This is a genomic window from Vibrio metschnikovii CIP 69.14 (genome assembly GCF_000176155.1).
Lineage (GTDB): Bacteria > Pseudomonadota > Gammaproteobacteria > Enterobacterales > Vibrionaceae > Vibrio > Vibrio metschnikovii.
Genome location: NZ_ACZO01000007.1, coordinates 822,650 through 836,451, shown reverse-complemented (window position 1 = coordinate 836,451; position 13,802 = coordinate 822,650). Strand labels below are relative to the sequence as shown.

Annotated in this window: 10 protein-coding genes, 1 pseudogene and 1 CRISPR repeat array (1 of these 12 cut by a window edge); all 11 genes and pseudogenes read right to left on the bottom strand. The window is 38.2% G+C overall.

The window, feature by feature from the left end; all coding sequences use genetic code 11:
- A CRISPR array of direct repeats spans window positions 1-83; the repeat unit is 28 nt; unit sequence TTTCTAAGCTGCCTGTGCGGCAGTGAAC; it reaches 245 nt to the left of the window's first position.
- A 1,027-nt stretch (window positions 84-1,110) separates the two neighbouring features.
- The 11 genes and pseudogenes from VIB_RS15265 to VIB_RS15210 all read right to left on the bottom strand — a co-directional run bounded on the left by VIB_RS15265 (window position 1,111) and on the right by VIB_RS15210 (window position 13,072).
- Window positions 1,111-1,605, bottom strand: a complete 495-nt coding sequence (locus VIB_RS15265; RefSeq protein WP_040905364.1) for a hypothetical protein — start codon at window positions 1,603-1,605, stop codon at window positions 1,111-1,113.
- A gap of 2,984 nt (window positions 1,606-4,589) precedes the next feature.
- On the bottom strand, window positions 4,590-5,105 hold the full coding sequence (def, locus tag VIB_RS15260; protein WP_004397216.1) for a peptide deformylase: 516 nt from the start codon (window positions 5,103-5,105) through the stop codon (window positions 4,590-4,592).
- A 150-nt stretch (window positions 5,106-5,255) separates the two neighbouring features.
- A complete protein-coding gene (locus tag VIB_RS15255) occupies window positions 5,256-5,702 on the bottom strand; it encodes a hypothetical protein (RefSeq protein ID WP_040905362.1) in 447 nt (148 codons plus the stop codon).
- Window positions 5,695-6,180 (bottom strand): hypothetical protein, encoded by a 486-nt coding sequence (locus tag VIB_RS15250; RefSeq protein WP_004397210.1) that lies wholly within the window; start codon window positions 6,178-6,180, stop codon window positions 5,695-5,697. Before VIB_RS15250 ends, VIB_RS15255 begins: the two co-directional genes overlap by 8 nt.
- A gap of 153 nt (window positions 6,181-6,333) precedes the next feature.
- Window positions 6,334-6,960, bottom strand: a complete 627-nt coding sequence (locus VIB_RS15245) for a class I SAM-dependent DNA methyltransferase (protein ID WP_004397171.1) — start codon at window positions 6,958-6,960, stop codon at window positions 6,334-6,336.
- Window positions 6,961-7,118: 158 nt separating this feature from the next.
- Window positions 7,119-7,520 (bottom strand): annotated as a pseudogene (locus VIB_RS15240) (pentapeptide repeat-containing protein); the annotation flags it as partial.
- A gap of 11 nt (window positions 7,521-7,531) precedes the next feature.
- Window positions 7,532-8,671 carry an ISAs1 family transposase gene (locus tag VIB_RS15235; protein ID WP_004396577.1) on the bottom strand — a complete coding sequence of 380 codons (1,140 nt, stop codon included), beginning with the start codon at window positions 8,669-8,671 and terminating at the stop codon, window positions 7,532-7,534.
- 505 nt (window positions 8,672-9,176) lie between these two features.
- A complete protein-coding gene (locus VIB_RS15230; protein ID WP_040905359.1) occupies window positions 9,177-9,716 on the bottom strand; it encodes a hydrolase in 540 nt (179 codons plus the stop codon).
- 1,523 nt (window positions 9,717-11,239) lie between these two features.
- Window positions 11,240-11,647, bottom strand: coding sequence for a hypothetical protein (locus VIB_RS15220; RefSeq protein WP_172465335.1), 408 nt, complete (start codon window positions 11,645-11,647; stop codon window positions 11,240-11,242).
- Window positions 11,648-11,801: 154 nt separating this feature from the next.
- Entirely contained in the window at window positions 11,802-12,530 is a 729-nt protein-coding gene (locus VIB_RS15215) for a hypothetical protein (protein WP_004397203.1), read from the bottom strand.
- Window positions 12,531-12,679: 149 nt separating this feature from the next.
- Window positions 12,680-13,072 (bottom strand): VOC family protein, encoded by a 393-nt coding sequence (locus VIB_RS15210; RefSeq protein ID WP_040905355.1) that lies wholly within the window; start codon window positions 13,070-13,072, stop codon window positions 12,680-12,682.
- Window positions 13,073-13,802: the final 730 nt, after the last annotated feature.

The window sequence follows — 13,802 nt, the reverse complement described above, 5'->3', positions numbered from 1 at the left end:
AAGCTGCCTGTGCGGCAGTGAACAATGTGTAAGACGTTTTATTCAATACGTTCTCTTTCTAAGCTGCCTGTGCGGCAGTGAACTATGAAACTTTAGCAGTAACCTATTGTTAATAATAGTAATTACATCAAATTTCTCAAAATAACCTTTTATTTTTCACTCGATTTATTATTAATATAAATCAATAACTTAAAATTCAACGAAAAAAGATGGGTAATTTCATTGCCAGTTAACGCCCACTTAAGGGGCTGACAACGCGACTACCAACTTTCCGCACAACACTGAAACCACCGAAATCAACGCATAATGAAAATGCTGTGCGTTGGAAGTCCCTCTTGAAGTGTTTGTTATGTTTTATTACTTATTGATTAAATTGAACTTTTCCAACATTTATTGGTTCAAGAAACTTTAACTCAAAATGATAAACTTGCCTACTTTCAGCAATCATTGTTGTCGATAAGATCCCAAACAAGTTAAAGCGAATTAGCCTACGGAATCAAGGGGTCAATAACACCAAAGGAAGAGACCTTTTAGCGACAATTGAATCTTTTACGAACAAAATTTATCAGGGCGGAGCCGGAAAAAAGCACAAAATCATCGATAAACTTGCGCTAACAAAACACTGTCAGCAAACGATGTGTCCATGAGATCCCAAACATGCTGAGGCGAAATAGCCTGTGGAATCAATGAGCAAACAACACCAAAGAAAAAGACCTTTCAGTGACAGTTTAATTTTTTGCGTACACAATTTATCAGAGCAGAGTTGGCCGAAAAAAACAGAAGCCTCGTTCAACTTTCAATCGCCACCAAAAAGAACAATAAACTCATAATATCAACAAATTAGAACAGATAGCCTCTTAAATCAGACCAGATTTTTCCATTAAAACTTGTGAATTGATCTTGCTGAGGCTCAATAAAACATAACGCCCAATTAAGTAGCCCGAAACGCAACTACCAACTTCCCGCACAACACCGTAATCACTAAACTCAACGCAAACCAAAAGTGCCACGCGTTGAGGGTCTGCTTGAATTGTTTGTTAGCAAAATATGAGGTGCATCGATTAAATTTCTGAGTTTTTCTAAACAGTGCAGCCATATTACTAGCAGCATTCACATATCCAGGTTTTCAAGTCGCCAATTCCATTCACCCTCATATTTAACGGTACAAATGAACTGAGTGCGGACCTCTGCACCAAAGGCATTCTGAGCATCGACATACGAACTTATTCGATATCTTCCACCCTCTAGGTCAGTTGTATGACGACTAGTAGCCACAAGAGAAGGAAAATTAGCAGTTCTTGGGGAGAGCAGTCGTTCACGTACGAATTGCTGACAAATATGAGCGGCCTCAACTGAAGAATGTGAATCTTTTGACGTATTTTTTATTCGATCTGGGGAGGAGTCATTGATGGGAAGCAACCATATGATGCATAAAATTATCATAATGGCTATAATCCAGCCGCCTTTACGATTTTTGACTTTCTCATTATTAAACGTAGTTTTTATCGTCCCAGCCTCCCATATATTTGCTCCACAGTTAGGACAGGCTTCCACCTTCTCTGAAGTCTCTTTCTTACAAATCGAGCATATAAATATAAATGCCATGAATTTTTCTCCTTAAAAAATAACATAATCCCTTTGCTACCTACTTTTTCTGAATTTGATTAACTCATTTGTACAAACTGTGGTAACGATAGTTTGCTAACGCCCGCTTAAGGGCAGGGAAAAATCATGAATATCCTTGCTACATAAGGGCTCAAAGCTGGTCAAAAACTTTACAACGAGCCTATTAGATAAATAGCCAAAAATTGTAACTCATTGATTTTAATAAACCATGAAAATCAACTCGATTCAAACTATTCAATCTATCCGGATTTTTCACTTTCGAATTCTTTATCAGAATGCTGCAAACCCTTTAAACATGGGCATGTTCATGATTTTTCCCTGCGCTTAAGGGGCTGACAACGCTACTACCAAGTTTCCGCATAACACCGTAACCACAAAAACCAACGCATAATAAAAATGCCGCGCGTTGGAAGTCCCTCTTGAAGCGTTTGTTATGCTTTATTACTTATTGATTAAATTGAACTTTTTCAACATTTATTGGTTAAAGCCACTTTAACTCAAAATGATAAACTTGCCTACTTTCAGCAAGTATTGTTGCCGATAAGATCCCAAACAAGTTGAAGCGAATTAGCTTGCGGAATCAATGGGCAAACAACACCAAAGAAAGAGACCGTTCAGCGACAATTGAACCTTTTACGCACACAATTTATCAGAGCAGAGCCGGACAAAAGCGCACAATCATCGATAAACTTGCGCTAACCAAACACTTTCAGCAAGTTAGATATTCATGCGATCCCAAACATGCTGAAGCGAAATAGCCATTGGAATCAATGAACCAGTAACACCAAAGAAAGAGACTTTTCAGCGATAATCGAACCTTTTACGTACACAATTTATCAGAGCAAAAGCCGACAAAAACACAAAAGCATCGTTCAACTTTCAATCGCCAAAAAAAAGAACAATAAACTCATAATATCAATAAATTAGAGGAGGAAAATTTCTAAATCAGACTGAGTTTTCCCATTAAAATTTATATATTGATTTTGCTGAGGTTCAATAAAGCATAACGCCCGCTTAAGGGGCTGACAACGCTACTACCAAGTTTCCGCATAACACCGTAACCACCAAAATCAACGCACAATAAAAATGCCGCGCGTTGGAAGTCCCTCTTGAAGCGTTTGTTATGCTTTATTACTTATTGATTAAATTGAACTTTTTCAACATTTATTGGTTAAAGCCACTTTAACTCAAAATGATAAACTTGCCTACTTTCAGCAAGTATTGATGCCGACAAGATCCCAAACAAGTTGAAGCGAATTAGCCTGAGGAATCAAGGAGCAAACAACATCAAAGGAAGAGACCTTTCAGCAACAGTTGAATCTTTTGCGTACACAATTTATCAGAGCAGAGCCGGACAAAAGCGCACAAACATCGATAAACTTGCGCTAACCAAACACTTTCAGCAAGTAAGATGTTCATGAGATCCCAAACATACTGAAGCGAAATAGCCTGTGGAATCAATGAACAAGCAACACCAAAGAAAGAGACCTTTCAGCGACAATCGAACCTTTTGCGTACACAATTTATCAGGGCAAAGTTGCCGAAAAAGCACAAGTATCGTTCAACTTTCAATCGCCACCAAAAAGAAAAATAAACTCATAATATCAATAAATTAGAATACAAAAACGTCTAAATCAGACTAAGTTTTCCCATTAAAATTTATATATTGATTTTGCTGAGGCTCAATAAAGCATAACGCCCAATTAAGTAGCCCGAAACGCGACTACCAACTTCCCGCACAACGCCGTAATCACCAAACTCAACGCACAACAAAAATGCCACGCGTTGAGGGTCTGCTTGAATTGTTTGTTATATTTCAGTTCCATACAGCTACTGAAACACCAAGCAACCTTTAAAAATAGCAAATAACATCAGTTATTTAACGTAAGTTGAGCTAACTTTTGGCACAAAAACAAACAGTTAATTTTTAAATTGGCTCAAGCCTGCCCATTGATTCTGATGATAAATCTCAGAGAAACAAACCATTAATGTAAACCAAATCAAAATAGCAGCTAAATGCGCCAAAACAATAATGTTCGTTAGTCATTGATATAATTGACAAAACCAACAGCCACCTGTCAAAAAATCATCAACCAGCAAAGCTTTCACATTACCACTTAACTTTTAAACTTGAACACGTTGAATTTAAGAGAAATATAACGCCCACTTAAGGGGCTGACAACGCGACTACCAAGTTTCCGCACAACACTGAAACCACCGAAATCAACGCATAATGAAAATGCCGCGCGTTGGAAGTCCCTCTTGAAGTGTTTGTTATGATTTATTACTTATTGATTAAATTGAACTTTTTCAACATTTATTGCTTACGAACACTTTAACTCAAAATGATAAACTTGCCTACTTTCAGCAATCATTGGTGCAAATAAGATCCCAAATAAGTTGAAGCGAATTAGCCTGCGGAATCAATGGGCAAACAACACCAAAGGAAGAGACCGTTCAGCGACAAATGAACCTTTTGTGTGCACAATTTATCAGAGCAGAGCCGGAAAAAAGCGCACAAACATCGATAAACTTGCGCTAACCAAACACTGTCAGCAAGCAAGATGTTCATGAGATCCCAAACATGCTGAAGCGAAATAGCCAGTGGAATCAATGAACCAGTAACACCAAAGAAAGAGACTTTTCAGCAACTATTGAATCTTTTGCGTACACAATTTATCAGAGCAAAGTTGTCCGAAAAAACAGAAGCATCGTTCAACTTTCAATATCCACCAAAAAGAACAATAAACTCATAATATCAATCAATTAGAATAGAAAACCTCTAAATCAGGCTAGGTTTTCCCATTAAAATTTATATATTGATTTTGCTGAGGTTCAATAAAGCATAACGCCCGGTTAAGGGGTGAGCAACGCAACTACCAAATCACCGCACAACACCATAACCACTGAAATCAACGCATAATAAAAATGCCGAGCGTTGCGAATCCCTCTTTAACCGTTTGTTATGTGCGTGGTTGAGAGTGCGATTTGACATACTTTTTCACCTTTTTCATCGCCATTTGACGCTTTAACGGTGAAATATAATCAATGAATAAATTACCAGAAAGATGATCAATCTCATGCTGCATAACGATAGCCAGAAAATCATCACTTTCGATCGTGATTCGCTGACCTGTTCGATCTAACGCCGATACCACAACTGATGTATAACGCTCCACCTCTGCATAATAATCTGGAACTGAAAGACACCCCTCTTGACCTAAAGCTTTGTTGCTACCACTCACTACTTCAGGGTTAATCAATATCAATGGCTGATCTCGATTATCTGAAAGATCGATAATAACAACCGCTTCTTTACGACCCACTTGAACTGAAGCTAGACCTATACCATTATCAGTTGAATATAGGGTTTCCAACATATCATCGATTAATTTCTGAACCGATTCAATATCCTGAACTTTCTCTGCTGTAATCTTAAGCCTTGGATCTGGTGCTGTAAGAATTTCTAAAACTGCCATATTTACCTTTATACTTTAAGCACATAACGCCCGCTTAAGGGGCTGACAACGCTACTACCAAGTTTCCGCATAACACTGAAACCACTGAAATCAACGCATAATAAAAATGCTGCGCGTTGGAAGTCCCTCTTGAAGCGTTTGTTAGCATGCTTAAATTTCCCACTCGGCTAAATCTCGTACAATAGACTTAGCTTCTGAAGGTGCCCACTCCATCATTTTTGCCCAAAGGATTTCATCAAAACGCTCATCTAAGTACGCATACCGTAAAATAGTAATCAACTTTCCTCTATGACATCTACCTCCAAAATGAGTTTCGAGATCGTAGAAACTATAAAGACGATTTTCTAGCCATTCTGCATCTATGTAATTAAGCACTTCACTAATGTCATTTTCTGATATTCGATAACAATCGTAATAAGGATCAATCAAATTTTCTTCTGGTATATGCACTGCCTGAAAAATGGGATAAAGATCATTTGCTACTGCATAAACATATGATGGACTGAACCCACAAACATCACCGTGAATACGATAATTTAAAGTAATTATCAATTTTCTATTTTCATAAAGAGCTAGTAATTGTAAATCGTTAGTCATTTTTATTGGCCTCATGATCAATTGCTACTGCTATGGTGTTTAGGTTTTCAATTAAGCTACTAATTGCATCAATTCTTTCGTTTTCTTCTGCTTTGTTAAAATCAATAGTTATTAGAAGATTAAATATTTCATCAAGTTCTTTCTTAAATGTTTCAGAGTGCTTATATGTCGCTTTGAAGTCATTTCTAAAATCTGTAACTTCAGCAAGATCATCTTCAATTGAAAGCCCCTGTCGACTAATATTCTGACCTCGCCTCACATACCGACCAAGTTTTTTCACTAGAGCCTTAATCTTCTCGACTTCTTTTACCAAGTCTTTCTGCTTCATTACATCCATTAGACGTAATTCGATTTTAGATGCTTCGCTAGCACTATCTCTCGCTTTTCGGTATTGAAGCCAAGCAACACCTGCACCAAAAACAGAGCCAATGGCTCCTAGACCTGATACAAAGCCTAAAATATTGCTGCTTTCTTCCACTTAATACCTCGGAATCATAATTTTTACTCTGCATGCTAACGCCCGGTTAAGGGGTGAGCAACGCAACGACCAACTCACCGCACAACACCGTAACCACTGAAATCAACGCAAAACAAAAATGCCGAGCGTTGCGAATCCCTCTTTAACCGTTTGTTAGGCTTTGCTTGCCTCAACCATTATGTAATAGCACTCATACCCTTTACTGGAAACGTAACCGCGTAGTGTTTCTAATTTAGTGAGATTAAAGCCTGCTCTTTCAAACATACTTTTTACCTCAGCTTCTGTGTATGCGTTATGCACGACTTCACCACTATGGGTCATCCTTGGCAACTTTGCATTACTTGGATCATGCAACTGAAACGACATAAAACAGATACCATTTGCGCTTAACAATTGGTGAACTTCTTTCAAGAGCTGTTCAGGGTTTGATAAAAATTCGCTAAAACCGAGTGCAGTAACAACATTTATATCATTAGAAATAAGATGACCTAAAGGTTCATCAAGGTTATGAACATGTAGACTTTGGTAAATATTTCGACTCTCAGCAATACGTATCATTTCAGGTGATACATCAATTCCAACAATACTTGAATTTGGGATTAGCTCAGAAATAATAGTCCCGATAGTGCCAGTCGCACACCCTAAATCTAAGTACTTCCGAAATGGTAATTTCAAAGAATGTAGCTTTTTTTCTATCCAAACAGGACCAATGTATTGTGAATCTAAAACTAAATCTTCATACCTTACAGCAATTTGATCGTACATATTCGATACGCTCATACTCATTACTTCCTTATAATCTGTGTAAAGCCTAACGCCGCGTTAAGGGGTGAGCAACTCAACTACCAACTCACCGCATTATACTAAAAACCAATAAAATCAACGCATAACGAAAATGCTACGCGTTGCGAATCCCTCTTTAACGCTTTGTTAGGCTATTAATCCACCAGTTCAACACCCAGACTTTCTAGTAAGCTTAACGCTTCATAACGTGAAAACTTTGCCTTTTTAACGTTATTTTCTAATACGTCAATTGAGTATGCTGTTGATTCACTGAAATCAACACCTTGCAAATTTGTTTTCATAAATAAACTGTGGCTAAAATCGCTATAAGTCATTGTTGAACGAGCAAAGTTACCTTCACGGAAATCAACATCATGCAGCTTGCACTCATCAAAAACCAATTCATTTAAGGTCAAGCCAAAGAAAGACGAGTCGTTTAAAATACAACGCTTAAAACTTAGCTCAAAGTCTGAATGATAAACTGGCCATGTCGCTTTCGTCCAATCAACACCAACTAACTTACTGTCTTGAAATTTAAGCTCAAATAACTTTGAGTTACACGGAAAAATCATGAACATTCCCGTAAATAAAGGCTTCCCAAAACCTTCAAAAGATACTCTGGATCCATCGCGCACATCGCTCGTTTGTGTTTAATGCTCGCTTTCAGCGTCGTTTCACTTTTTAGCATGTTTAAGCACATCTGTCTGATCCTTGCGAAATTCTCTGCTCGTGCTTCCGCTCGTTTACGGCAAGCATCTTCACCAAATTCTGTATCCAACATCCAATGCATCGACTCAACTAACCAGTGCGAGCGCGAAGCATTTAACAATTCTTTAGCACTGAGCGCTTTCGAACTAATATAATATCGAACCGTTACATCCGATTCTTGAGCCACTGCTGATTCTTGACGAATAGATACCACAATTCCCATCGTTTTAAGCCCCGGCCAATCAAATTCAAGATCACCCAAAACACTTAAATCTTCGTTCACTAAGGCTAATCGTGTTTCTTTTCGGCCTCGCGATGTTTCTTGAGTACTGTAAGAATCACCGTCATGTTGTTGCAGCATGCCCATATTGAAATAATGATTAAAAGCTTGCTCAAGACGACCTTGGTTTCTTTTTACTGCCAGCAAGTAATCTGCGTTCTTTTCAAGGATTTTTCGTGCGATTTTCTTTTGGCAACCCATCGCATCAATGGTCACTAAACAACCTGATATATCAAGCACTTGAAGCAGATCAGGGATGGCGGTTATCTCATTAGATTTCTCGTAAACTTTATGCTGTCCCAGACACACGCCATTTTCTGTGGCAAACGCATTAACCATATGAATCGCACCAAGCCCACGAGAATCATCATAAGACCCTCGAACAGTTTTACCGTCTATCGCTATCACTTCACCGTCAGTGAGTTCACAGCACGATTTCATCCATTCGATAAAACACTTTTGTAAGCGTGTCGCATTAATCATGCCCATCACTCTAGCTATGGTCATAGCAGAAGGAACACCATGACTAAAATCACCAAAGCGTTTGAGGAAATCTAGCCACCTTGTGCCGTAAAGATGAATGGCTTTCCAATCATCCTGTCCGGAAAGTACTGCACAGATTGTTAACAAAATGATATCCGTTAACTTGTGTTCGACTTTACCTTGTTGACGGTAATCTGGGATGACATCGAAATGCATAAATGGGTGCTGGTTACTCATCGTTTTTGACCTCCATTTTGTCTATGAAGGTATTAGAAAACACTGAAAATGATCGTCAAATTGATCATCGGTTAATTGCTTGTTGTGTGATAGCGTTATCGATCGGAACAAGAAAACCGTGAACTTACTATGCCATAAACCCTTTAAACATGGGCATGTTCATGATTTTTCCCTGGATAAATATCAGATAAATAAGCAATTAATACAAACCAAATTAAAATAGCTGCCAAATACGATTAAACGATAATGTTTGTTACTCATTGATATACTTGATAAAACCAACAGCTATCCATCACAAAAAACATGAACCAGCAAAGATCCCACATTACCACTTAACTTTTAAATTTGTAACACGTTGAATTTAAGAGAAATATAACGCCCACTTAAGGGGCTGACAACGCTACTACCAAGTTTCTGCACAAAGCCGAAACCACTGAAATCAACGCATAATAAAAATGCCGCGCGTTGGAAGTCCCTCTTGAAGTGTTTGTTATAAGGTGGATAACTACTTAATTAAATTGAGTATTTCTTTAAACTCTGGCTCTCGGCAATCTTTAACTAGTTCATAAAGACTCATTTCCAAACCAGTTATATCAACTCCAGAACCTGCTAACTTTCTGATTGCTAGCTTTTTGTTTAATTCATCACGTGACGCAACACAATCGCTTACCAAGTGTATATCGTAACCCAGATTTTTTAGATGAAGTGCCGTTTGATAAACACATATATGAGCTTCGATCCCACATATTAACCAAGAAGCTTTATCTGATTTTTGGATTGCCTCAATAAAACGAGGCTCACTACAAGCGTCAAAACTGAACTTGCCAATAGGCTTTTGATTACTCAATAACTCATTTATCTCTTCGATAGTTTTACCTAATTTATCAGGATTCTGCTCAAGCCAAACTATTGGTAAACCAAGAAATTGTGCTCCTTTAACTAGTTTTGTACAGTTTGAAACGAGCTCGTTACTATTAGATACCAATCGGGCAAGCTTACCTTGAATATCAACGACAATCAGGCCAGTGTTTTCCTTATTAAGCATACAAACTCCTTTGCTAAACCACCTTATAACGCCCACTTAAGGGGCTGACAACGCGACTACCAACTTTCCGCACAACACTGAAACCACCGAAATCAACGCATAATGAAAATGCTGCGCGTTGGAAGTCCCTCTTGAAGTGTTTGTTATGCTTTATTACTTATTGATTAAATTGAACTTTTTCAACATTTATTGCTTACGAATACTTTAACTCAAAATGATAAACTTGCCTACTTTCAGCAATCATTGTTGCCGATAAGATCCCAAATAGGTTGAAGCGAAATAGCCTGCGGAATCAAGGAGCAAACAACGTCAAAGGAAGAGACCGTTCAGCAACAATCGAACCTTTTACGGACACAATTTATCAGAGCAAAGCCGGACAAAAGCACAAAATCATCGATAAACTTGCGCTAACCAAACACTGTCAGCAAGCAAGATGTCAATGAGATCCCAGACATGCTGAAGCGAAATAGCCTGTGGAATCAACGAGCCAACAACACCAAAGAAAGAAACCTTTCAGCAACAATCGAACCTTTTGCACACACAATTTATCAGAGCAAAAGCCGACAAAAACACAAAAGCATCGTTCAACTTTCAATCGCCACAAAAAAGAACAATAAACTCATATTATCAATTAATTAGGATAGAAAACCGCTAAAACCAGACCAAGCTTTCACATGAAAATTTATATATTGATTTTGCTGAGATTCAATAAAGCATAACGCCCACTTAAGGGGCTGACAACGCTACTACCAAGTTTCCGCACAACACGGAAACCACCGAAATCAACGCATAATGAAAATGCTGCGCGTTGGAAGTCCCTCTTGAAGTGTTTGTTATGCTTTATTACTTATTGATTAAATTGAACTTTTTCAACGTTTATTGGTTAAAGCCACTTTAACTCAAAATGATAAACTTGCCTACTTTCAGCAAGTATTGTTGCCGATAAGATCCCAAACAAGTTGAAGCGAATTAGCCTGCGGAATCAAGGGGCAAACGACACCAAAGGAAGAGACCTTTCAGCAACAATCGAACCTTTTACGAACACAATTTATCAGAGCTGAGCCGGAAAAAAGCGCACAAACATCGATAAACTTGCGCTAACCAAACACTGTCAGCAAGCAAGATGTTCATGAGATCCCAAACATGCTGAAGCGAAATAGCCAGTGGAATCAATGAACCAGTAACACCAAAGAAAGAGACTTTTCAGCAACTGTTGAATCTTTTGCGTACACAATTTATCAGAGCAAAGTTGTCCGAAAAAACAGAAGCCTCGTTCAACTTTCAATATCCACCAAAAAGAACAATAAACTCATAATATCCATCAATTAGAATAGAAAACCTCTAAATCAGGCTAGGTTTTCCCATTAAAATTTATATATTGATTTTGCTGAGGTTCAATAAAGCATAACGCCGCGTTAAGGGGTGAGCAACGCAACGACTAACTTACTGCATTGCACTAAAAACTAATAAAATCAATGCATAACGAAAATGCCGCGCGTTGCGAATCCCTCTTAAACGCTTTGTTATGTGATTTTACGCTTGAGTTCCATTTCTTGCTCTTTGAACAATACATAATCACTAGACTTTCGACTTTTTGCTGCCGTAAACCATTGAATCCCTGTTTCATCTAAGTGATTAAATTCCAAACGAAACTCGTATTTGTTACTGCTAACAAAACCTAAAAAAGCACCGAACAAAAACGCTACCAATGGCAAAAAAGACGCAAAAGCTAATCCATATTCGTGATGTTCTGATGGGATAAAGATAAAAAGTAAACTCGATGAAATTGCACCCAAAAGGAGCATTCTCAAAAGATGGTCTTTGAACGTCAAAACTTTTACTTCAACACCAACAATTCGGCTTAAATCATAAGCATCCGAATTTACTTTCAATTGATTATTTGATTGTTGAATTACCACTGAATTAGCCACTAAATTCTCCTTTTTGTAGCCGAATTTACAATATCACATAACGCCCAATTAAGTAGCCCGAAACGCAACTACCAACTTCCCGCACAACGCCGTAATCACTAAACTCAACGCATAATAAAAATGCTACGCGTTGAGGGTCTGCTTGAATTGTTTGTTAAGCAAAATATTCACCGCCCCACCTTGCGCTGTTTTCGCTAACTTCTTTATAGGTAGCTACTTCTCGATAATATAAATGCCCATGCCCCATATCGACTTCTTCACAAAATACAATTTCTGCATAAGGTTCGCCTTTGTTAGCAAAATGACAATAGATATGCGGAAAGTAGTAATATTCATCTCCATCAAAATCAACATCTTCGATGAACTCATAAGGGATTTTCCCTATCATGTAGACCCTTATGTCACCTGTTTCGTTTTCTTTATAGTTAGTATATCGCCAGCCATCAGGACCTTCAGATAAGGTACCAAACCTTAAAGCAACATAGATTCCTTTATGGTAGGTATCCAGTAAACCAACTCTAAACCAAGGTGAGATACCTTTAGAGTCAGGATCAACATCAGGGTAAGAATCTAGTCGATTCACATGGCGGATTATTACGTCTTTTCTAAGGTTGTCTCTGCGACATTTGAGAACTTCAGCTTCAAATTTCTTTTTTAAATTTTGGCTATGCTTAATTAGTTCGCCAGGAGTGAATGACTTACCCTCACGCTTAATAAAATGAACCTCGTAGCGACGAAATACCTCTAGTGCAACAAAAGATAAGCCACCGAGATACAGAGCAGGTTCGTAATTACCCTCTGGAAATTTGACCCATTGATATCCAAAATACGCACAACTTATGAGAGCAACTATCTCAATAACGCCTAATACTTTTTTTACCACTGAGGTTCCTCTATTTTGCTTAACGCCGCGTTAAGGGGTGAGCAACGCAACTACCAACTGACCGAATTGCACTAAAAACTAATAAAATCAACGCATAACGAAAATGCTACGCGTTGCGAATCCCTCTTGAACGCCTTGTTATAGCGTGGTTATTTGCTCTCTGTAGACAAAAAATGGGTTGCACAAAGTTTATTACCTGAAGGATCTCGTAAATAAGCTAAATAGAGCTTTCGGTCTCCACTGATTCGGATCCCTGGTGGATCCTCACAAGTAATGCCTCCATTCGCTATACCTGCTGCATGCCATGCATCAACTAATTCAGGACTACTAACTTTAAAACCAATCGTTATGCCATTACCATGAGTAGCTGGTTCACCATTTACTGGCTTCGTAATGCCTAAAGTACTTTCTTTATTACGATAGAAACAGCGGCCTTTCGCATCAATAAAACCATTCGAGTAACCAAGAACGGCCATAATGGCATCATAAAAAGCCTTTGATTTCTCTATATTATTTGAGCCGATCATTATATGACTAAACACAGTAATTCCCTTTCTTAAATGAAGTTATGACATACTCTGCAACATCGAATCATCTCTGTCTATGCCAAAATGAACAGTAAGCTATAACGCCCACTTAAGGGGCTGACAACGCTACTACCAAGTTTCCGCATAACACCGTAATCACTTAAGCCAACGCATAATGAAAATGCCGCGCGTTGGAAGTCCCTCTTGAAGTGTTTGTTATGCTTTATTACTTATTGATTAAATTGAACTTTTTTCAACATTTACTGCTTACGAATACTTTAACTCAAAATGATAAACTTGCCTACTTTCAGCAATCATTGGTGCCGATAAGATCCCAAACAGGTTGAAGCGAATTAGCCTGCGGAATCAATGAGCAAACAACGCCAAAGGAAGAGACCGTTCAGCAACAAATGAACCTTTTGTGTGCATAATTTATCAGAGCAGAGCCAGGCAAAAGCGCACAAACATCGATAAACTTGCGCTAACCAAACACTGTCAGCAAGCTAGATGCCAATGAGATCCCAAACATGCTGAAGCGAAATAGCCTGCGGAATCAAGGAGCAAACAACGCCAAAGAAAGAGACCTTTCAGCAACAGTTGAATCTTTTGCGTACACAATTTATCAGAGCAAAACCCGACAAAAACACAGAAGCATCGTTCAACTTTTAGTTACCATAAAAAGAACAATAAACTCATAATATCAATCAATTAGAACAGAAAGCCTCTAAATCAGACTGAGTTTTCC